Genomic DNA, 19,651 nt, shown 5'->3' on the forward strand with positions numbered 1-19,651 from the left:
TTTCGCATCGGGCTGGAAGGCATGATGTCACCTGCTGTGGGCGAGGTCGGTGTCAGCCTTGCTTGGCAGTGGCCTTGACGGTGTGGCTGGCTGCCTGTTCGGCCGGTTGCTGCTGGGCGCTCTGGGTCAGGTTGAGCATGCGGTTCTGCATCAGCGGGGATTCCTCGGCGAAGCTGGCCTGGGCGGCGATGGTGGTGGCAGCGGCGAAGAGGGTTGCGGCGATAACCTTGAGTTTCATGATGAACACCTCCGATGGTGTTGCTTTGGGTTCATCCATAGGTTAATGCGCAATAATTTTTGAAAAATAGCAGTTTGGCTTAATGAGTTTTTACAAAAACGCAACAGTTGGCTGGAGCAATGAAAGTCCCAGGTATAAAAAAGCCCGGCGCGGGGCCGGGCTCTTTCTCGCTTGAGTCAGGCGAGGTGCTGCTTGTCCTGCTCGATGGCGCGGTCGAGGGTTTCCAGCAGCTGCTTGCGCACTTTCAGCTTGGTGTTGCGGTGGGCGGTCATGTTGAGCTTCTTCAGGTGGCGTGCCGCTTCCAGGGCAGCGTCCTGCAGTTGCTCGGCCGATACCACCTTGTCGAGGAAGCCGGCGTCCACGGCATCACGCGGGTTGAACATCTCGGCGTTGATCACCGAGCGGGTGAAGGCCGAGCGACGCAGGCGGTCGCGGGCCAGTTCGATGCCCACGTGGTGCATGGTCATGCCGATGGCGACTTCGTTCAGGCCGATCTGGAACGGGCCGTCGACGCCGATGCGGTAATCCGCCGAGAGCAGGATGAAAGCGCCCTTGGCCACCGCATGGCCGGTGCAGGCGACGATGACCGGGTAGGGGTGGGAAAGCATGCGGCGCGCCAGGGTCGAACCGGCGGCCACCAGATTCACGGCGTTCTCCGGGCCGGAGGTCATCACCTTCAGGTCGTAGCCGCCGGAAAGAATGCCCGGCTGGCCGGTGACGATGACCACCGCCCGATCCTGCTCCGCCTGATCCAGCGCCTGATTGAAGGCCTCGATGACGGCGGGGGAGATCGCGTTCACCTTGCCGTTGTTCAGGGTCAGGGTGGCGATGCCGTCTTCGAGTCGGTAGGTGATCAGCTCACTCATGGCGGTAGTCCTTGGTTGGAAGTGGGCCAGAACATACTGACGGGGGAGGCGGGCGTAAAGCACTTTGGCTGACCGGTGAGTCACCCGGAATCCGGGGCTTGTGGGGAGTCGTACGCATTTCCGGGAGGCCGTCGTGGAGGGTGTTCGACAGTGCTGTTAAGCTGCCACTATTGCCCGTGATGCCTCCCGCTCTCGCAAGGACTGCTGCATGTCGAAACTCGTCAAATGGATCTTCCTGGCCCTGGTCGCCATCGCCGTGATCATCAAGGCATCGCTGTGGCTGTCCGTGCGCAACATCGTCGATGACGCGATTGCGCAGCTGTCGCCGATGATGGAGATCAGCTACGGCGGCATTTCCTCTTCCTTCGACGGTCGGGTCGGGCTCAAGAACGTCGTGATCAGGGTGCCCATGGCCCATGACAGCCTCAAGGTGGCCCATGCCCAGTTGAAGTTCAATGGTCTGCGCGAGCTGCTGAGCTTCAAGGAGCGCCTGGCCGAGCGCAAGTTGCCCGAGCAGATGGCCCTGGAGCTGCAAGGCGTGGAGCTGGAGGTGGCCGGCCCGTTCGTGCAGCAGCTGTATGCCGTACCCGCCGAGAAGAGCGCCTTCACCGCGATGAGCGAAGTGGTCTGCGGCAACGTCCGCAATATCGGCGTCGATGAACTGCTGCAGATGGGCTATCGCTCTCTGCAATCGGACCTGGAGTTCTCCTACCGCTTCGAGCCCGGCGCGCAGAGGCTCACCTTCAACCTGCGCAACGACGCCCGCGACATGCTGGACCTGCGCCTGAGCATGTCGCTGATCAACGTGTCCGAGCGTCCGGGCGACATGCGCGTGAACCCGCCACGGGTCGCGCAGGTCACCGTGGAGATGGACGACAACCAGTACCAGCGTCGGGTCACCGAGTTCTGCCGCAGCAAGCTCGGCCTCGACCAGAAGGCTTACCTGGCGCTGTCGCTGGAGCAGTTCGACAAGTCCCTGCGCCAGCAGCGCATCGCCCTCGACAAGCCGGTGCTCGAGGCCTACGGCCGCTACCTGAGCGATCCCCGTTCGCTGCGCATCGAACTGACTCCCAGCGAGGGGATGGCCTGGGATGGTCTACAGTTCTTCGAGCCCAAGGATGTCATCGGGATGCTGCGACCGAGCGTTCTGGTCAACCAGGAGGCAGTGACCCAATTGGGTTTCACCTGGGTCGATCCGCTTAAACACAAAATCACGCCGGAAAACGACCTTCAAAAGGTTTCGGCTGAAGAAACGGTTGAGTCGGAAGCTAGAACGCAGCAATATGAGTTCGTTAATGTTGACAGCCTTGCCCAGTACACCGGCAAGCGCCTGCAGTTCATCACGTTTGATGGTGCCTATTACCAGGGTGTGCTGCACAAGGTGGAGAACGGTCGAGCCTATATCACTGTCCTGATCGGGACCGGCTCGGCGGAAATGTTCCTCCGCCTGAACAAGATCAATCAGGTGCGGGTCATGTTGTGAGGCCCCAGAAGGAGAGAGCAAGTGAGTGAGTCGTTGTCCATCCATCACGATGAAACCAGCCACCAGTTCGTCACGACGGTGGACGGCCATCGCGCCTATCTGGCCTATATGGATCTGGGCAAGCAGACGCTCGACATCTACCGCACCTTCGTCCCGGACACCCTGCGCGGCCGCGGCATCGCCGCCGCTCTCACCGAACACGCCCTGCAGTACGCCGAGCGCAAGGGCTACAGCGTGATCCCGTCGTGCTCCTATGTGGAGCGCTACCTGGAACGCCGTCAGCGTCATACCGATACCGCGCTCTGATTCGCGGATCGCAGAAATGAAAAAGCCGGGCTCATGCCCGGCTTTTTCATTACCGCAAACCTCAGCCGCGCTGACGCTTGGGCAGGACGTCCTTGAGCTTGGCATGCATGCTGCGCACGGCCTTCTCGGTGGTGTCCCAGTCGATGCAGGCGTCGGTGATGGAGACGCCGTACTGCAGCTGGCAGAGGTCCTTCGGGATCGGCTGGTTGCCCCAGCCCAGGTGGCTTTCCACCATCAGACCGACAATGGAGTTGTTGCCTTCGGCGATCTGGTTGGCGACGTTGTCCATCACCAGTGGTTGCAGCGCCGGGTCCTTGTTGGAGTTGGCGTGGCTGCAATCGACCATCACGTTCAGCGGGATCTTCGCCTTGGTCAGTTCCTGCTCGCACAGGGCGACGCTGACCGAATCGTAGTTCGGCTTGCCGTTGCCGCCGCGCAGTACCACGTGGCCGTAGGCGTTGCCCTTGGTGGTCACGATGGATACGCCACCTTCCTGGTTGATGCCGAGGAAGCGGTGCGGGCTGGAAACCGACTGCAGGGCGTTGATCGCCACGGTCAGGCTGCCGTCGGTGCCATTCTTGAAGCCGACCGCCGAGGACAGGCCCGAGGCCATCTCGCGGTGGGTCTGGGATTCGGTGGTGCGTGCGCCGATGGCCGACCAGCTGATCAGGTCCTGCAGGTACTGCGGGGAGATCGGGTCGAGCGCTTCCGTGGCGGTGGGCAGGCCCATCTCGGCGAGGTCGCGCAGCAGCTGGCGGCCGATGTGCAGACCGTCCTGGATCTTGAAGGAGTCATCCAGGTACGGGTCGTTGATCAGGCCCTTCCAGCCCACGGTGGTGCGCGGCTTCTCGAAGTACACGCGCATCACCAGGAACAGGGTGTCGGAGACCTCCGCGGCCAGCACCTTCAGGCGCTCGGCGTATTCGTGGGCGGCCTTGATGTCGTGGATCGAGCAGGGGCCGATCACCACGAACAGGCGGTGGTCCTTGCCATCGAGGATGTCGCGGACGACCTGGCGGCCGTTGGCGACGGTGCGCAGGGCGGCGTCGGTCAGGGGGATTTCGCGCTTGAGCTGCTCCGGCGTGATCAGGGTCTCGTTGGAGGCAACGTTAAGGTCGTCGATCTGTAAATCAGCCATCGTGGTACTCAATCAGGTCACGGGTGCCGGCCGCCAGGAATCCCCGTGCGATGGGGCGCAGGCAGATATTCGCTAAGGGGAACCCGAACCTTAACCGGTCCGACGCTGGCTCGACAATGGCCTTTGGCAGGAAAATGCCCGGACCACGGGCATTTGCGCGACTTTCTGCGCGAGCGGCGTCAGACTGCGCAAAACAATGGGAAGTCCTGGGCGTTGTGCGCGATCCATTCCAGGGCGAGCTCCTCGAACGACAGCGCGGCGCCCGTCTCCTGTTCGCGTTGCCGCCGGTAGCGCTCTATCTGGCACACCTGCTCGACCATGCGGGCGCGGAACAGCGTGTCTTCGTCGATGAAGGCGATGCCGACAATGTAATCGCTGTTCTGCTTGCGGCTCCAGGCCACCACGCCCGGGTAGCACGCCGAGTCGCCCAGCAGGGGAATGCGCAGCTCGATGGACGTGCCGCGGCGAAAGCCCCGTGGCGAGTTGCACGCCACACCGCCGAGGCTGATATTGTGCAGGCGCTGGCGCGGCAGGAAGGTCTGCTTGCGAATGACCAGTTCAACCGGAAGGTCACAGGGGTGACGCAGGAACTGCCGCATGACGGAATGCTCCGACCGCAATCTTTCTAGTATTGGCCACTTGAGTATAGTGCCGGCCCTTGAGCTGACCGACCTGGACGCCGACCGCCGGCTGCTTTCCCTGCCGGGCGTGTCGCTGCTGGTGTTCACCAGCGAGGGCTGCTCCTCCTGTCGCTGGGCGCGGGCGAAACTGCCGGAGTTCGGCCTCCCGGTGGATCGCCTGTGCTGGATCGACGCCGGCCGCAGCGGCGGGTTGGTGGCGCGCTACGGCGTGTTCCAACTCCCGGCGATGTTCCTGGTACGCGACGGTCATTTTCTCGGCCCGGTCCATGCCGCCCTGCGTCCCGAATCCCTGATCGACGCCCTGCGCGCTGGCCTATCGCGCCCGGCTGAGGAGTTGCCTTGATGAATCTGCGAATCGGCATCATTGGAACCGGCGCCATCGGCGGTTTCTATGGCCTGATGCTGGCCCGCGCCGGCCACGACGTGCATTTCCTTTTGCGCAGCGAGTACCCGGCGGTGGTGGAGAATGGTTTGCGCCTGAACAGCCAGGTTTACGGCGAGCTGAGCTTGGCTCCGGTGAATGCCTATGACGACGCCGCGCGCATGCCGCCTTGCGACTGGCTGCTGGTCGGCGCCAAGACCACCAGCAACGCCAGCCTGGCGCCCCTGATCGCCCAGGCGGCCGCCCGTGGCGCCAGGGTCCTGCTGCTGCAGAACGGCCTGGCGGTCGAGGACGAACTGCGGGCGCTGTTGCCCGACCACCTGCATCTGCTGGGTGGCCTCTGCTTCATCTGCGTGCACCGCAGCGCGCCGGGTATCGTCGAGCACCAGGCCTTTGGCGCGGTGAACATTGGTTACCACTCCGGCCCGGCCACGGATGAACCGGCGCGCCAGACGATCGTGGAGGAGGGCGTCGAGCTGTTCCGCAGCGCCGAACTGGGCTCCAACGCCATGCCCAGCCTCGAGCATGCGCGCTGGCAGAAGCTGGTGTGGAACATCCCCTACAACGGTCTCTCGGTACTGCTCGACAGCGGCACCCGGGCGATCATGGACAACCCCGACAGCCGCGCCCTGGTGGCCGAGCTGATGGAGGAGGTGGTGGCGGGCGCGAAGGCCTGCGGGCACTCGCTGCCGCCGAACATAATCGGCGCGATGCTGGCCTCGACCGACGCCATGCCGGATTACCTGCCGAGCATGTATCACGACTTCGCGCAGCATCGACCGCTGGAGCTGGGCGCGATCTACGCCGCGCCCCTGGAGGCTGCGCGCACGGCCGGGCGCGAACTGCCGAAAATCGAGGCGCTCTACCGCGCCCTGCGTTTCATCGACGCGCGCAACCAGGCTCGTTGAGCCGATACCTCGGAGAGCGACATGGCGAAGGGACTGGGCGACAAGCTGGTGGTGGCGATTTCCTCGCGGGCGCTGTTCGACCTGCGCGAGAGCCACCAGGTGTATGAGCGCGAAGGCGTCGAGGCCTATCGCCAGTACCAGATTGCCCGAGAGGACGAAGTGCTGCCGCCCGGTGATGCCTTCGCCCTGGTACAGAAGCTGCTGGCGCTCAACGGCGACTCGGACAGCGCGCCGGTGGAGGTCATCCTGGTCTCGCGCAACAGCGCCGATACCGGCCTGCGCGTGTTCAACTCGATCCAGCACTACGGCCTGGGCATTTCCCGCGCCGCCTTCGTCGGTGGCCGCAGTCCCTATCCCTACCTGAAGGCATTCAACTGTCATCTGTTCCTCTCCACCCACATCGACGACGTCCGCAGCGCGTTGGACGCCGGCTTCGCTGCCGCGACCATCCTGTCCGGCGGCACCCGGCGTGAGGCAAGCGGTGAACTGCGCTTCGCCTTCGATGGCGATGCGGTGCTGTTCTCCGACGCTTCCGAGCGTGTCTACCAGCAGGGCGGGCTGGAGGCGTTCCAGACCCATGAGCGCGAGTCCGCCCGCGAGCCCCTGGGCGGCGGACCGTTCAAGCCCTTCCTTGCCGCGCTCAACCGGGTGCAGCAGGCGTTCCCGCAGGAGTCCTGCCCGATCCGCACCGCGCTGGTCACCGCCCGTTCGGCGCCGGCCCATGAGCGGGTGATCCGCACGCTGCGCGAATGGGATATCCGCCTCGACGAGTCGCTGTTCCTCGGTGGCCTGGACAAGGCCGCGTTCCTCGAGGCCTTCGCCGCCGACGTGTTCTTCGACGACCAGGCGGGGCACTGCGAGAAGGCTCGCGAGGTGGTCGCCACCGGGCATGTGCCGCACGGCGTGAGCAACGAAAAGCAGACCGCCGGATAGCCGCCAGGCCGCGACAGTCGGTCCCTGCGGAGCGCCGCGCGTTCTGCTGCTACGCTGCTGATAGGCCCGCCGCGCAGGCAGTCGAGGAGGCCGCATGATCCGATCGATTCTTTACGCCACCGACCTTGGTCTCTACGCCCCTTATGTCCTCCAGCACGCCCTCTCGCTGGCCCGTGCCTATGGGGCCCAGTTGTACGTGGTACACGCCGTGGAGCCGCTCGGACTGTTCGCCGAGTCGGTACTGCAGACCTACCTGGACGAGAACACCCTCAACGAAATGCGCGCCAATGGCTTGCACAACGTCATGGGCAGCATCGAGCAGCGCGTGATGGAAGGGTTCCGCGACGAGCTGGGGGAGCTGCGTCAGGATGCCGAGCTGATCCATTCCGTGCGGGTCATCCAGGGGGACCCGCCGATGGTGATTCTCGACGAGGCGCGGCGCCTGGGGGTGGACCTGATAGTCGCCGGCAGCCATAGCCACGGGGAGGGGCTGAACACGCCGCTGGGGCGCACCGCAGGGCGTCTGGTGCAATTGGCGGAGGTGCCGGTGTACCTGGTGCCGATGCTCCTGCACCGTTGAACGCACTGTGACAATGCGTCGGATAAGACCGGAATTTCCGTATGGCTTTAGACGAATGGCATGCAGAGCTAAAAAAAACGTCTAGTTTTATTCCTTAAACCATTAATATGGTTATAAAACATAAGCCCCTGATCGCGGGTCGCGACATTCTTTCCGAGGAAATTCCATGAAGCTTCAGCAACTGCGCTATATCTGGGAAGTCGCGCACCACGACCTGAACGTTTCGGCCACTGCTCAAAGCCTGTATACCTCCCAGCCCGGCATCAGCAAGCAGATCCGCCTGCTGGAAGACGAGCTGGGTGTCGAAGTCTTCGCCCGCAGCGGCAAGCACCTCACCCGCGTCACGCCGGCCGGCGAGCGGATCATCAACACCGCCGGCGAGATCCTGCGCAAGGTCGAAAGCATCAAGCAGATCGCCCAGGAATTCTCCAACGAGAAGAAGGGCACCCTGTCCATCGCCACCACCCACACCCAGGCGCGTTATGCGCTGCCGGGCGTGATCAGCGGCTTCATCAAGCAATATCCGGACGTCTCCCTGCACATGCACCAGGGCACGCCGATGCAGATCGCCGAGATGGCCGCCGACGGCACCGTCGACTTCGCCATCGCCACCGAGGCGCTGGAACTGTTCGGCGACCTGATCATGATGCCGTGCTACCGCTGGAACCGTTGCGTGATCGTGCCCCAGGGCCACCCGCTGACCAAGGTGCCGAAGCTGACCCTGGAACTGCTGGCCGAGCAGCCCATCGTCACCTACGTGTTCGGTTTCACCGGCCGCTCCAAGCTCGACGAAGCCTTCAACCAGCGTGGCCTGGTACCGAAGGTGGTGTTCACCGCCGCCGACGCCGACGTGATCAAGACCTATGTGCGCCTGGGCCTGGGCGTGGGCATCGTGGCCCACATGGCGGTCGATCCGAAGCTCGACAGCGACCTGGTGATGCTCGATGCCAGCCACCTGTTCGAATCCAGCGTGACCAAGATCGGCTTCCGTCGCGGCACCTTCCTGCGCGGCTTCATGTGCGACTTCATCGAGAAGTTCGCCCCGCACCTGACCCGCGACCTGCTCTCCAAGGCCGTGCAGTGCCACAACAAGACCGAGCTCGACGAGCTGTTCGACGGCATCGAATTGCCGGTTTACTGATTACTGCTCGCTCCAACGAAGAAGCCCGGCATCTGCCGGGCTTCTTCATTTCAGCGGATGCGCCAGCGCAACAACAGCAGCGCCACGAAGGCCAGGCCCGCACCGGTGAGGAAGGTGGAGCTGGCGCCGAAGCTCTGCCAGAGCCAGCCGGCCAGCACGCTGGCCAGCAGCATGGCGAGGCCGCTGGCGAGGTTGAACACGCCGAAGGCGGTGCCCTTGAGGTTGGCTGGCGTGGTGTCGGCGATCAGGGTGGCCAGCAGGCCCTGGGTGAAGCCCATGTGCAAACCCCAGACAGCCACGCCAATCAGCATCAAGGGAGTGGAGTCCGCCCAGGCCAGCAGCAGGTCCGCCGCTACCAGCAGAAGCATGCCGATGGCCAACAGGCCGGTGCGGTCGGTGCGGTCCGACCACCAGCCCACCGGGTAGGCCGAGAGCATGAACAGCAGCGACATCACCACCATCACCACCGGCGTCCAGGCCATCGGCAGACCCAGGTTCTGTGCGCGCAGCACCAGGAAGGCTTCGCTGAAGCGGGCCAAGGTGAACACTGCGCCGATCCCGACCACCCACCAGTAGCGCGCCGGGAAGCTGCGCAGCGCGTCGCGATGGATCGGCGAGCGGAAGCGGTGACGGCCGGCGGCATGCTCCGGCTCCTTGACGAAGAAGATGATCGCCAGCACCGCGAGGCCTGCCGGGAGGCAGGCGAACCAGAACACCAGTGGCAGGTCGTTGCCCAGCCAGAGCATCAGGGCGATCGCCAGCAAGGGGCCTGCGAAGGCGCCGACGGTATCCATCGACTGGCGCAGGCCGAAACAGGCGCCTCGGATGGAAGGCGGCGCCACATCGGCGATCAGCGCATCGCGTGGGGCGCCGCGAATGCCTTTGCCGATGCGGTCGAGCAGGCGCGCGGTGAAGATGGCTTCGCCGGAGGTGGCCAGCGGGAACAGCGGCTTGGACAGCGCGGCCAGGCCGTAGCCGAACAGCACCAGGCCCTTGCGCCGGCCGAGGAAGTCGCTGATGGCGCCGGAAAACACCTTGACGATCAGCGCGCTGGCCTCGGCGATGCCTTCGATCAGGCCGACGGTGACCATGCTCAGCCCCAGGCTGCCGACCAAGAACAGCGGCAATAGGCTGTGCAGCAGCTCCGAGGAGACGTCCATGAACAGGCTGACGAAGCCCAGCGCCCAGACGGTGCCGGGGATGCGGGGGCGGGAAGGTTCCGAACCGTCGGGCATGGCCGACATCCTTGTGCGCTACAGGGGCGTTCAGTATTGCCCGGAGAGAATCAAGAAAGCGTCAAGTGCGCCGGTTCAGAGACGGTCGAGATCGCCCCGGCTGGCCAGCTCCGCCAGCGCCTCGCGGGAGTCCAGCGGCAGCTCGCCGCGGCCTTCCAGCACTTCGTGGAGGAAGCTCATGAATACGGTGTAGACGACCTCGCGGCCGTCATCCTGGCGGACGATGAAGAAGGGGGCGGTGTCCACGCCGTACTGCGCGGCAACCATCCAGCCGGCGCTGGCGGGGTTGCGCTCGTCGGCGACCAGGGTGCGGTCGATGCGGTCCAGATAACCGCCTTTCTCCAGACGCTCGTGGACTTCGCGGCACTTGCGGCAGTCCTGGCCGTCGGCCAGGACCTTTTTCACCAGGGTGATGCGCATGGGATCGGCTCCGCCGCAGGCGAGCAGGCATCCGATCCTGGGCTGCGGGCTGACTAGGAAATTTCCGTCAGCCGAGGGTAAGGCCTCAGGCCTTGCTGATCAAATTGCCGGCGTGCAGCCCGCATTCCTTCTGCGTGGCTTCTTCCCACCACCAGCGGCCTTCGCGCTCGTGCTGGTTGGGCAGTACCGGGCGGGTGCAGGGCTCGCAGCCGATGCTGATGAAGCCGCGTTCGTGCAGGCTGTTGTAGGGAATTTCCAGCATGCGGATGTAGGCCCAGATTTCCTCGCTGCTCATGTTGGCCAGCGGATTGAACTTGTACAGCGGCTTGTCCGGGGTGGAGAAGGCGCTGTCGAGTTCCACCACCGCGACCTGGCTGCGGGTGCCGGGGCTCTGGTCCTTGCGCTGGCCGGTGGCCCAGGCGGTGACGGTGGATAGCTTGCGCTTGAGCGGCTCGATCTTGCGGATGCCGCAGCACTCGCCGTGGCCGTCCTTGTAGAAGCTGAACAGGCCCTTTTCCTTGACGAAGGCTTCCAGCAGGCGCGGGTCGGGCGACATCACTTCGATGGCGATGCCGTAGTGCTCGCGCACCTGCTCGATGAAGCGGTAGGTCTCGGGGTGCAGGCGCCCGGTATCCAGGCTGAAGACCTTCACGTTCTTGTTGAGCTTCCAGGCCATGTCCACCAGCACCACGTCCTCGGCGCCGCTGAAGGAGATCCACAGGTCGTCGCCGAAGTGCTCGAAGGCGAACTTCAGAACGTCCTGGGGGGATTTGCTGGCATAGCTCGCGGCGATTTCCGCGATGTCGAACGGATGGCTCATCAGGCGGTATTCCTAGTTTTGGTGGCGCGGGGCGCTCTTTGCCGGGATGGTAGCAAAGAGGTGGATATGCCCCTAAATAACCTTCGGAAAGGTGCACTGTGGTTTTTGGGTATAAGTGCCGCGTTGCGCCGTCCCGGGCGAGCGGCTAGAGTGCCGCCTCTCAAGTCAAACCTGCGGGGAAATCGTTCGTGGAAATCGCCTGTCTCGACCTGGAAGGGGTTCTGGTTCCGGAAATCTGGATCGCCTTCGCTGAAAAAACCGGTATCGATGCGCTCAAGGCGACGACTCGCGATATTCCGGACTACGACGTGCTGATGAAGCAGCGTCTGCGCATCCTCGACGAGCACGGCCTGAAGCTGTCCGACATCCAGGAAGTGATCGCTACCCTGAAACCGCTGGAAGGCGCGGTGGAGTTCGTCGACTGGCTGCGCGAGCGTTTCCAGGTGGTGATCCTCTCCGACACCTTCTATGAGTTCTCCCAGCCGCTGATGCGCCAGCTCGGTTTCCCGACCCTGCTGTGCCACAAGCTGATCACCGACGAGACCGACCGCGTGGTCGGCTACCAGCTGCGCCAGAAAGACCCGAAGCGCCAGTCGGTCATCGCCTTCAAGAGCCTGTACTACCGTGTGATCGCCGCCGGCGACTCCTACAACGACACTACCATGCTCAGCGAGGCCCATGCCGGCATCCTGTTCCATGCGCCGGACAACGTGATCCGCGAATTCCCGCAATTCCCGGCGGTACACACCTATGAGGACCTGAAGAAGGAGTTCCTCAAGGCGTCGAACCGTCAGCTCAGCCTGTAAGAGTGGCTGTGACGAAAAAGCCCCGCGAATGCGGGGCTTTTTCTTGCCGGCTTTTTGTAGGAGCCCCCCGGCTCAGAGGCTTTCCAGGGTCCGCAGCAACACACCCACCTTGGTCAGCGACTCCTCGTACTCTTCCTGCCAATCCGAGTCGGCGACGATGCCGCCGCCGCCCCAGCAACTGACCTGGTCGTCCTTCACCAGCAGGGTACGGATGGCGATCGAGCTGTCCATCTCGCCGCGCACGTCGAGGTAGAGCAGGCTGCCGCAATAGATGCTGCGTCGGGTTGGTTCCAGTTCGTCGATGATCTGCATGGCGCGTACCTTCGGCGCCCCAGTGATGGAGCCACCGGGGAAGCTGCCTTCGAGCAGATCCAGGGCGTCCTTGCCGTCCGCCAGCTCGCCCGTGACGCTGCTCACCAGGTGGTGGACGTTGGGGTAGGTCTCCAGCGCGAACAGTTCCGGCACCCGCACGCTGCCGGGGCGGCAGCTGCGGCCCAGGTCGTTGCGCAGCAGGTCGACGATCATCAGGTTCTCGGCGCGGTCCTTCTCGCTGGCCAGCAGGGTCTCGGCGTTGGCCTGGTCGGCCTCTGGCGTCATGCCGCGCGGGCGGGTGCCCTTGATCGGGCGGGTTTCCACCTGGCGGCCGTGGAGCTGGATGAAGCGCTCGGGCGACAGGCTCAGCACTGCGCCTTCGGGCAGTTCCAGGTAGCCGGCGAAGGGCGTCGGGCAGGCTTCGCGCAGCGCCCGGTAGGCCAGCCACGGCGAGCCGCTGCAGGGCGCGCGGAAACGCTGGGTGTAGTTCACCTGGTAGCAGTCGCCGTCGAGGATGTAGCGGTGCACCTGGTCCAGGGCGTCGCGGTACTGCTCGCGTGGGAGGTCCGGTCTGAACGGCGAACCGAGGCGGAAGGGCGGCAGCGTCCCGGCGTGGGCGTCGCTCTCGAACAGCGCGATCAGTCGCTCGCGCTCGCTCGCTGCCAGTGCCGGGTGGAACACCAGCTGGCTGGTGCGCTCCTGATGGTCGGTGAGCAGTGCCCAGGCATAGAGGCCGAGGCGGGCATCGGGCAGGTCGAGGTCGTCGAGTGCGGGAGCGGCCAGGCGTTCGATGCGACGGCCGAAGTCGTAGCTCAGATAACCGATGATTCCGCCGACGAATGGCAGCTTCCGCTCGTCCGGCAGCCGGGCTTCGCCAAGGCTCTGCAGCGCGCTTCTTACCCGGGCGAAAAAGTGCTTGGCCGATTCGTCGGCGGTCGGTGCCAGTTCTGCCAATGGCCAGGCGCTCAGAAGGTCATAGCGTCCACGGGTGGCGAAAGGGCGGCCGGCATCCAGGAGAACGGCGCCAGGTGCGCGATGGATCAAGGCGAAGCGGTCACCAGGGTCTTCCTGATAGGGAAGAGGGTGTATGAAACAGTGAGGCATGAGTGAGAGCGTGCAAGGCGAATGGGAGGTTTCAGATCGTCTGAATCGTCGATCCTAGAGCCATTTCTTCAGTTTACGTAGGAAACGCATTCTGCTAAGAATTGAATTATCCCGCGGGGATTATGCTCCGTACCACAACGATAATGACACAGGGATACAGGCCGTGGATGTAGTACTTGAGCCCGCAGCCGGCAGCCTTTCGCGCTCCAGATTAACACCCCCTCAGGTGCCTGCTGATTATTTGATTCGTCCCCGACTCCAGAATGCTCTGGATCGTCATCCATACGCCTCCGTGCTTTCGTTCACCGCGCCGGTCGGTTTTGGCAAGACCACCGCCCTCGCGGCGCTGGCCAGGGCGCGGGAACTGACGGGAGAAGCCGTCGCCTGGATTTCGCTCGAAGAACAGGATGACGACCCCGGCCGCTTCTGCCTGAAGCTCATCCAGGCGCTGTCCGGTGCCGTGCCGGGCATCGGCGAGGATGCCCAGGGTTACCTGCAGAACACCATGCGCGTGCCGGTGGTGGCGGTGATGGAAAGCCTGCTGATCGAACTGTCGCGCCATGAGCACAAGGTGCTGCTGGTGCTGGACGACCTTCATGCGATCAGCCACGCCGACGTGTTCACTGGCCTCAATCGCCTGGTGCAGTATGCGCCGCCCGGACTCACCCTGGCCATTGGCAGCCGCTCGCAACCCCCGCTGAACCTTGCCACCTGGCGCGCCAAGGGCCTGTTGCTGGAGATCGGCCAGGACGAGCTGCGCCTGAGTGAAGACGAAACCCGCGAATACCTCGCCCGCGACGGTGTGCAACTGGACGACACCTGCCTGCAGAGTCTGCACAACCAGACCGAAGGCTGGGTGGCCGGTGTGCACCTGGTCAGCCTGTGGCTGCGCCAGCAGCCGGACACGCCGGAAGACCTCAAGCCGCTGAGTGCCGACAAGGCCGCGGTGGGCGATTACCTGCTGCGGGTGGTGTTCGAGCGCCTGCCGGGCGATATCCAGGACGCGCTGCTGGCGCTCGGCATCGCCAACCGGCTGAGCGGCGACCTGGCCAACACCCTGACCGGCCGTCAGGACGGCCAGGCCCTGCTGGAGCGCCTGGACAGCATGCAGTTGTTCCTCCTGCCGCTGGACCGCGACCGCCAGTGGTACCGCTTCCACCAGCTGTTCGCCGATTTCCTCCGTGCGCGCCTGCGCGAGCGCGATCCGGAGCGCTTCAAGCAACTGCATTTCAACGCCAGCCTGTGGTTCACCAACCACCACATGCCGACCCTGGCCATCGAGCACGCCTGCCTGGCAGAAGACCCGGAGATGCTCGCAGCGCTGGTGGACGGCTGCGGCCTGGAACTGATCAACCGCGGCCAGCTGTACCTGATCTCGCGCTGGCGTCGCCATGTGCCGAACGAAATCGCCGAGCGCTATCCGATCCTGGTGCTCAGCGATGTCTGGACTCGAGCCTCGGAGCTCAGCCTGCCCGAAGCCAATCGCATGATCGATGAGCTGCTGGCGCGCTGGGGTGACCACAAGGGCAGCGGCCCGATGGGCGACCAGTATCTCTCGGCGCTGGCGGTCAAGGCCGTGCTGGCGCTGCAGAAGGACGACCTGGAGCAGTGCATCACCCTGGCCCGGAAGGTCGAGAGCCAGCTGGGGCGCAACTCCGCGTTCCTCGAAGGTGCGGTGTTGCTGATCGCCGCCTTCGCCCAGGTGGTGCGCGGACAGGCCGACCAGGCCAGGCGGCTGATGGGGCTGGCGCAGCAACGCAACCACTTCCTCGACGGCCGCTACCTGCATATGCAGCTCTCGACCATCGAGGTGGTGCTGGCGCTGGAGCAGGGCCAGGTCAAGCAGGCGCAATTGCTCATCGAGCGTCTTCGCCAACAGGCCATGCCGCTGTTCGACAAGCGCTCCCAGGCCCTGGCGCTGCCGACCATCGCCGAGGCGCTGACCGCCTACTACCGTACCGACATCGACGGCCTCGAAGAGCGCCTGCGCTGGGCGTTGGGGCGGGTCGACGTGGTCAACCCGATCGATCTCTACGCCCAGGGCATGCAATGCCTGGCGCGTATCCAGCGCCTGCAGGGGCGCGGCAAGGAGGCGTTGAGCACCCTCGGGCTGATGCAGACCCTGGCCTCGCGCAACCACTCCTGGCGTTTCTTCGCCATGGCGGTGGGCGAGGAGATCAACCTGATCCTGCAGGAACCGGCCACCGATCGCTGCAAACGCGCCGAGCAGCGCCTGAAGGCCATCGACTGGCAGAAGCTCGCCAGTCATTACAAGCAGATGCCGTTCAACCCGGTGCTCTGGGTGCTGGGCATCAGCCGCGTGCGCCTGCTGCAGGCGCGCGGGCACTTCAGCGAGGCGCTGCACGAGATCACCCAGCTGCGCGGCATGTTGCAGCCGGGCTGGCATGGTCTGCAGCGCCTGCGCCTGGACCTGCTGGCGGCGCTGAGCTACCAGCGCCTGGGGTACCAGGAGCGCTCCCACAGCCTGCTCGGGCAATGCCTGGTGGGCGCCGAGCGGGAAGGGGTGCGGAGCATTTTCATCGAAGAAGGTGAGGGGATTCGCCAGCTGTTGCAGCAGCTCGAATCCACTGAGCGACAACCGGCCCTGCAGGCGTTCATTCGCGGTCTGCTGACCGTCTGGCCGGGGCAGGAAGCACGCAGGTCGCCCGAGGCGCTCGAGGAAGGTCTGACCGACCGCGAGCGCGAGGTGGTGTGCCTGGCCGCGCAGGGGCTCTCCAATGAGGAGATCGGCCGACAGCTGTCGCTGGCGCTCGGTACCGTCAAATGGCACCTGCACAACATCTACGAGAAGCTCAAGGTACGCAATCGTACCCAGGCGATCCGCCGTGCCCGCGAGCTGAGTCTGCTCTGAATGACGACCCTGACCTCCCTGCCGCAGCCGCCGATGCCGCTGCTGCGTACCAAGCTGTTTCCGCCGCGCACCGACAGCAGCGTGCTGCTGCCGCGCCGCGCGCTGATCGATCGCCTGTTCGCCGCCCGCCAGCAGCGGGTGCTGGTGCTCAGCGCGCCGGCGGGGTTCGGCAAGAGCACTGCGCTCAGCCTGTTCCGCCAGCGCCTGCAGCAGAGCGGGGCGCGGGTGGCCTGGCTGTCCTGCGACGAAGGTGACAGCGAGCCGCAGCGCCTCGTGCAGTACCTGGTGGCGAGCATCAGCAGCGTCGAGGAAGGCTTCGGCGTCAACACCTCGAACCTGTTGCAGTCGGATATGACCCTGCCGCTGGAGGGCATCATCGATGCCTTCCTGTCCGACCTGCAGCGGCTCGACGGCCCGCTGTACCTGATCCTCGACGACTTCCACCAGATCCGCCATCCGGCCCTGGCACATGGTGCGCGCTACCTGATCGAACACCTGCCGGAGAACGTGCGGCTGGTCACCAGCACCCGTTATCGGCCGCGCTTCCTGGTCGATGAGCCGGCCCTCGCGCCGCTGACCTTCTGCCTGAACGGCGATGACCTGCGCCTGACCCGCGAAGAGACCGACACCTACCTCATCGAACTCAAGGGGCTGTCGCTCAGCGACGCCGAGCTCAAGCTGCTGCACAAGCGCACCGAGGGCTGGATCACCGCGCTGCACCTGGCGGCGCTGGCGCTGGCGCGGCATCCGGATCGCGCGGTGTTCCTCAAGGGCTTGTCCGGCTCCGAGCGCGACCTCGCCGACTACCTGGCCGAGGATGTGCTGCGCAGCCTGCCTGAGTCGCTTCAGCAGTTCCTCGACCAGACCTCGGTGCTGGACGAGTTCTGCGCCGAGCTGTGCAATGCCCTGACCGGCCGCCGCGATGGCCTGGACATGCTGATGCGGCTGCAGAACGAGCAGCTGTTCATCATCCCGCTGGACGACCAGCGCGAATGGTTCCGCTACCACCACCTGTTCGCCGAGTTCCTCCAGGGTCGGCTGGCCCGGCACGCGGACCCGACGCCGTTGCTGCACGCCGCCGCGCGCTGGTGCGAGAGCCACGACCTGGCCGACCGGGCGATCAAGTATGCACTGCGCGCCCGCGACTATGGATTCGCTGCCGACCTGCTGGAGCGCCAGGGAGCCAAGCTGATCGCCGGCAACCGCGTCTATGGCATCCTCGGCATGCTCGGCAACATTCCTGCCGAGGTGATCCGCGAGCATCCGGTGTTCCAGATTTTCTATGCCTGGCAGCTGGCCTTCGAACAGAAGTTCGCCGAGGCCGAGGCGTTGATCGAAGAGCTCAGCGTCCGGCTGCTGCAGGGGCAGGGCAAGGTGCGCAACTTCGGCCTGGCCGAGTTGCTGGCGGTGGCCCAGGTGCTCAAGGCGCTGGTGTTGCTCTACCAGGACAAGCTGGAGGGTTGCCTGAAGGTGGCCCGCCAGTGGCTGGCGCTGGTGCCGGGCAACCAGCCGGTGTTCCGCGCCAGCCTGTCGTGCATCCAGGCGGCGGCCTACGCGTTGCTGGGAGATTATGCCGAGGCGGCGAGCGCCATCGGTGTCGCCCGGGAATGCCTGCGCATGGCCGACAGCGAGTACCTGCAGGTGGTGGCGAGCATGATCGAGGCGCTGATCTGCAAGGAGCGCGGCGAACTGGAGCGCGGCCGCACCATCGCCGAGAGCGCGCGTGGCCGGGTGGAGCGGGTGTTCGGCCGCCGCAGCCGGGTCGGCGGTCCGCTGTCGCTGGCTTATGCCGACATTCTCTACGAGCAGGATCGGCATGCCGCGATCCTCGCCGAACTGCCGTTGGCGACCACCTGGCGCGACGTCGCCACGCCCGTGGAGCTGCTCAGCCGTGGCCAGTTGGTGATGGCCAAGGCGCGCTTCTTCGCCGGCGAGTCCGAACAGGGGTTGGCCCAGCTCGACGAATGGCTGGTCGACCTGCAGTCGCCGGGCTATGAGCGGGTCTACGCGCTGGCCATGGGCTGCAAGGTGCAGCTGCTGTTGTGGATGCGCCGTCCGAACGAGGCGGAGCGGGTGTGCCTGCAATTGGCGCGGCATCTCTCCGGACTTTCCACCGAGCGCTACGCCGACGCCCAGGCCGCGCTGGTGATGGCCGAGGCACGCCTGGCGTTGTCCGAGCGCCATGCCGAACGCGCGCAGCAGCGTCTGGAGGCCTGTCTGGCAGGCTTCACCTCGCCCTACCAGCGCGACCGGCGGTTGCGTTTGTCGTTGTTACTTTCTGTGGCGTTTTGGCAGAAAGGTAACAGCGAAAAAGCCTTTGCCTTGTTCGCGCCGACGCTGGAAGAGGCGTGGAACCTGGGTTACCGCCGGCTGTTCCAGGACGACGCTCTGTGGCTGCTGCCGCTGTGGGAGGCCTGGAAGACGGCCGAACCCAAGCGTGCCGCCGCCTGGCAAGGGGTGGCGGAAATGCTCCGCGAGCAGTGCCGACGGCTCTCCGTCGACCCTGAAAGTTTCGATGAAAATCAAGATGTTAGTCATCGAGAGCGGGAGATCCTGCGGCTCGTGGCGGCAGGTTTGTCGAATCGGGATATTGCCCAGGCGGTGCATCTGTCGGAGGCCACCATCAAGTGGCATCTGCACAACCTGTTCGCCAAGCTCGGTGTGCGCAGCCGGACCCAGGCGGTACTCAAGGGCAAGAGCCTGGGTTTGCTCAGCGAAGCCTGAGTCAGGCGGTGGGTTTTGCGCCATCCCTTGGATGGGCTGGCAGGTGGGGGGCGGGTCAGTAGCTTGGAGATCAGGACGCGAAGCATGGTGCTTCACGAATCCATGCCCACGGCGCCTAGGGAAGCAGTCGTGGGTCTGGAGGGCCGGCGTAGCCGGCCGACCTGCAGCGGGGCAGGACGCCCCTTGCAGTGCCTGGGGCAACCCACCTGAACACTGGAGAGAAATAACAATGAAAAAAATCAAGCAACTGGTTCTTGCAAGCGCAGTTCTGGCTACTCCGTTCCTGGCACATGCCGACATGCAATCCATGGATGACGCTGCTCTGTCCGGTGTGACCGGCCAGGACGGCATCAGCATCGCCGGTACCTTCAACGCACAGATCGGTGCGGTCACCTACACCGACGCCGATACCAAGGGCGGTTCCCTGGTGCTCGAAGGCATCCACCTGCCGAGCGTCACCATCAGCGACGACGCCCCGATGACCGTTGACGTCGTTACCAACGACGTCAAGCCGCTGGGCGGCACCACCGCCGTTGCCACCCAGCAACTGCAACTGGGTCTGCCCTCCATCACCGGCAACGTCACCGTCGATGCCGTCAAGGTGGGCTCCACCGGCGCCAGCATCGGCTCGCTGACCGTTTCCAACCTGAACCTGGCTGGTTCTCAGGTTCGCATCTGGGGTCACTGATCGACCGCTTGTAGTTCCAGACGGGTCTTGCCGGCGTCCAGCCGGCAAGGCTTT

General features: G+C 64.7%; 19 protein-coding genes. 11 read left to right on the forward strand and 8 right to left on the reverse strand.

The window, feature by feature from the left end:
* Nucleotides 1-52: 52 nt before the first annotated feature.
* A complete protein-coding gene (locus ACAW63_RS15475) occupies nt 53-238 on the reverse strand; it encodes a hypothetical protein (protein ID WP_371226547.1) in 186 nt (61 codons plus the stop codon).
* Nucleotides 239-414: 176 nt separating this feature from the next.
* Entirely contained in the window at nt 415-1,104 is a 690-nt protein-coding gene (locus tag ACAW63_RS15480; RefSeq protein ID WP_371226549.1) for a crotonase/enoyl-CoA hydratase family protein, read from the reverse strand.
* A gap of 208 nt (nt 1,105-1,312) precedes the next feature.
* Between ACAW63_RS15480 and ACAW63_RS15485 the strand changes: the two genes are divergently transcribed.
* Nucleotides 1,313-2,587, forward strand: a complete 1,275-nt coding sequence (locus tag ACAW63_RS15485) for a hypothetical protein (protein ID WP_371226551.1) — start codon at nt 1,313-1,315, stop codon at nt 2,585-2,587.
* Between the two features lie 21 nt (nt 2,588-2,608).
* Nucleotides 2,609-2,893 carry a GNAT family N-acetyltransferase gene (locus ACAW63_RS15490; RefSeq protein ID WP_152222548.1) on the forward strand — a complete coding sequence of 95 codons (285 nt, stop codon included), beginning with the start codon at nt 2,609-2,611 and terminating at the stop codon, nt 2,891-2,893.
* Between the two features lie 61 nt (nt 2,894-2,954).
* On the opposite strand, the gene ACAW63_RS15495 is transcribed toward ACAW63_RS15490, so the two are convergent.
* Nucleotides 2,955-4,031 carry a 3-deoxy-7-phosphoheptulonate synthase gene (locus ACAW63_RS15495; RefSeq protein ID WP_371226553.1) on the reverse strand — a complete coding sequence of 359 codons (1,077 nt, stop codon included), beginning with the start codon at nt 4,029-4,031 and terminating at the stop codon, nt 2,955-2,957.
* Between the two features lie 179 nt (nt 4,032-4,210).
* On the reverse strand, nt 4,211-4,630 hold the full coding sequence (locus ACAW63_RS15500; RefSeq protein WP_371226555.1) for a PilZ domain-containing protein: 420 nt from the start codon (nt 4,628-4,630) through the stop codon (nt 4,211-4,213).
* On the opposite strand from ACAW63_RS15500, the gene ACAW63_RS15505 reads away from it, so the two are divergent.
* The 5 genes from ACAW63_RS15505 to cysB all read left to right on the forward strand — a co-directional run bounded on the left by ACAW63_RS15505 (nt 4,629) and on the right by cysB (nt 8,616).
* Entirely contained in the window at nt 4,629-5,015 is a 387-nt protein-coding gene (locus ACAW63_RS15505; RefSeq protein WP_371226557.1) for a thioredoxin, read from the forward strand. The genes ACAW63_RS15500 and ACAW63_RS15505 overlap by 2 nt on opposite strands.
* The gene (locus ACAW63_RS15510; RefSeq protein WP_371226559.1) at nt 5,015-5,962 is read left to right on the forward strand and encodes a putative 2-dehydropantoate 2-reductase; all 948 of its coding nucleotides are present in this window, start codon (nt 5,015-5,017) and stop codon (nt 5,960-5,962) included. Before ACAW63_RS15505 ends, ACAW63_RS15510 begins: the two co-directional genes overlap by 1 nt.
* Nucleotides 5,963-5,983: 21 nt before the next feature.
* Nucleotides 5,984-6,895 (forward strand): 5'-nucleotidase, encoded by a 912-nt coding sequence (locus ACAW63_RS15515; RefSeq protein WP_371226561.1) that lies wholly within the window; start codon nt 5,984-5,986, stop codon nt 6,893-6,895.
* 94 nt (nt 6,896-6,989) lie between these two features.
* Nucleotides 6,990-7,475 (forward strand): universal stress protein, encoded by a 486-nt coding sequence (locus ACAW63_RS15520; protein ID WP_371226563.1) that lies wholly within the window; start codon nt 6,990-6,992, stop codon nt 7,473-7,475.
* A gap of 166 nt (nt 7,476-7,641) precedes the next feature.
* A complete protein-coding gene (gene cysB / locus ACAW63_RS15525; RefSeq protein WP_331314069.1) occupies nt 7,642-8,616 on the forward strand; it encodes an HTH-type transcriptional regulator CysB in 975 nt (324 codons plus the stop codon).
* Nucleotides 8,617-8,666: 50 nt separating this feature from the next.
* Here cysB and ACAW63_RS15530 read toward each other — a convergent pair whose 3' ends face one another.
* From ACAW63_RS15530 to ACAW63_RS15540, 3 genes are all read right to left on the reverse strand, one after another.
* Nucleotides 8,667-9,851 carry an MFS transporter gene (locus ACAW63_RS15530; RefSeq protein ID WP_371226565.1) on the reverse strand — a complete coding sequence of 395 codons (1,185 nt, stop codon included), beginning with the start codon at nt 9,849-9,851 and terminating at the stop codon, nt 8,667-8,669.
* Between the two features lie 75 nt (nt 9,852-9,926).
* Entirely contained in the window at nt 9,927-10,271 is a 345-nt protein-coding gene (locus ACAW63_RS15535) for a hypothetical protein (protein WP_371226567.1), read from the reverse strand.
* 85 nt (nt 10,272-10,356) lie between these two features.
* Nucleotides 10,357-11,091, reverse strand: coding sequence for a phosphoadenylyl-sulfate reductase (locus tag ACAW63_RS15540; RefSeq protein WP_370601293.1), 735 nt, complete (start codon nt 11,089-11,091; stop codon nt 10,357-10,359).
* A 188-nt stretch (nt 11,092-11,279) separates the two neighbouring features.
* Between ACAW63_RS15540 and thrH the strand changes: the two genes are divergently transcribed.
* The gene (thrH, locus tag ACAW63_RS15545; protein ID WP_275607696.1) at nt 11,280-11,897 is read left to right on the forward strand and encodes a bifunctional phosphoserine phosphatase/homoserine phosphotransferase ThrH; all 618 of its coding nucleotides are present in this window, start codon (nt 11,280-11,282) and stop codon (nt 11,895-11,897) included.
* Between the two features lie 72 nt (nt 11,898-11,969).
* On the opposite strand, the gene pabB is transcribed toward thrH, so the two are convergent.
* The gene (pabB, locus tag ACAW63_RS15550) at nt 11,970-13,313 is read right to left on the reverse strand and encodes an aminodeoxychorismate synthase component I (protein WP_371226570.1); all 1,344 of its coding nucleotides are present in this window, start codon (nt 13,311-13,313) and stop codon (nt 11,970-11,972) included.
* A gap of 163 nt (nt 13,314-13,476) precedes the next feature.
* Here pabB and ACAW63_RS15555 point away from each other — a divergent pair, with 163 nt between their 5' ends.
* The 3 genes from ACAW63_RS15555 to ACAW63_RS15565 all read left to right on the forward strand — a co-directional run bounded on the left by ACAW63_RS15555 (nt 13,477) and on the right by ACAW63_RS15565 (nt 19,597).
* Nucleotides 13,477-16,185, forward strand: coding sequence for a LuxR C-terminal-related transcriptional regulator (locus tag ACAW63_RS15555; protein WP_371226572.1), 2,709 nt, complete (start codon nt 13,477-13,479; stop codon nt 16,183-16,185).
* Entirely contained in the window at nt 16,186-18,909 is a 2,724-nt protein-coding gene (locus ACAW63_RS15560) for a LuxR C-terminal-related transcriptional regulator (protein ID WP_371226574.1), read from the forward strand.
* Nucleotides 18,910-19,138: 229 nt separating this feature from the next.
* Entirely contained in the window at nt 19,139-19,597 is a 459-nt protein-coding gene (locus ACAW63_RS15565; protein WP_371226576.1) for a DUF6160 family protein, read from the forward strand.
* The last annotated feature ends 54 nt before the right edge of the window (nt 19,598-19,651 follow it).

Source organism: Pseudomonas sp. QE6, from assembly GCF_041379005.1.
Classification (GTDB): domain Bacteria; phylum Pseudomonadota; class Gammaproteobacteria; order Pseudomonadales; family Pseudomonadaceae; genus Pseudomonas.

Excerpts from the sequence above, each read along its gene's own strand:
- ACAW63_RS15475 (WP_371226547.1), bottom strand. The coding sequence starts at position 238 with ATGAAACTCAAGGTTATCGCCGCAACCCTCTTCGCCGCTGCCACCACC.
- ACAW63_RS15565 (WP_371226576.1), top strand. The coding sequence starts at position 19,139 with ATGAAAAAAATCAAGCAACTGGTTCTTGCAAGCGCAGTTCTGGCTACT.
- ACAW63_RS15520 (WP_371226563.1), top strand. The coding sequence starts at position 6,990 with ATGATCCGATCGATTCTTTACGCCACCGACCTTGGTCTCTACGCCCCT.
- ACAW63_RS15510 (WP_371226559.1), top strand. The coding sequence starts at position 5,015 with ATGAATCTGCGAATCGGCATCATTGGAACCGGCGCCATCGGCGGTTTC.
- ACAW63_RS15485 (WP_371226551.1), top strand. The coding sequence starts at position 1,313 with ATGTCGAAACTCGTCAAATGGATCTTCCTGGCCCTGGTCGCCATCGCC.
- pabB (WP_371226570.1), bottom strand. The coding sequence starts at position 13,313 with ATGCCTCACTGTTTCATACACCCTCTTCCCTATCAGGAAGACCCTGGT.
- cysB (WP_331314069.1), top strand. The coding sequence starts at position 7,642 with ATGAAGCTTCAGCAACTGCGCTATATCTGGGAAGTCGCGCACCACGAC.
- ACAW63_RS15540 (WP_370601293.1), bottom strand. The coding sequence starts at position 11,091 with ATGAGCCATCCGTTCGACATCGCGGAAATCGCCGCGAGCTATGCCAGC.
- ACAW63_RS15495 (WP_371226553.1), bottom strand. The coding sequence starts at position 4,031 with ATGGCTGATTTACAGATCGACGACCTTAACGTTGCCTCCAACGAGACC.
- ACAW63_RS15530 (WP_371226565.1), bottom strand. The coding sequence starts at position 9,851 with ATGCCCGACGGTTCGGAACCTTCCCGCCCCCGCATCCCCGGCACCGTC.
- ACAW63_RS15515 (WP_371226561.1), top strand. The coding sequence starts at position 5,984 with ATGGCGAAGGGACTGGGCGACAAGCTGGTGGTGGCGATTTCCTCGCGG.
- ACAW63_RS15500 (WP_371226555.1), bottom strand. The coding sequence starts at position 4,630 with ATGCGGCAGTTCCTGCGTCACCCCTGTGACCTTCCGGTTGAACTGGTC.
- ACAW63_RS15535 (WP_371226567.1), bottom strand. The coding sequence starts at position 10,271 with ATGCGCATCACCCTGGTGAAAAAGGTCCTGGCCGACGGCCAGGACTGC.
- ACAW63_RS15505 (WP_371226557.1), top strand. The coding sequence starts at position 4,629 with ATGACGGAATGCTCCGACCGCAATCTTTCTAGTATTGGCCACTTGAGT.
- ACAW63_RS15480 (WP_371226549.1), bottom strand. The coding sequence starts at position 1,104 with ATGAGTGAGCTGATCACCTACCGACTCGAAGACGGCATCGCCACCCTG.
- ACAW63_RS15560 (WP_371226574.1), top strand. The coding sequence starts at position 16,186 with ATGACGACCCTGACCTCCCTGCCGCAGCCGCCGATGCCGCTGCTGCGT.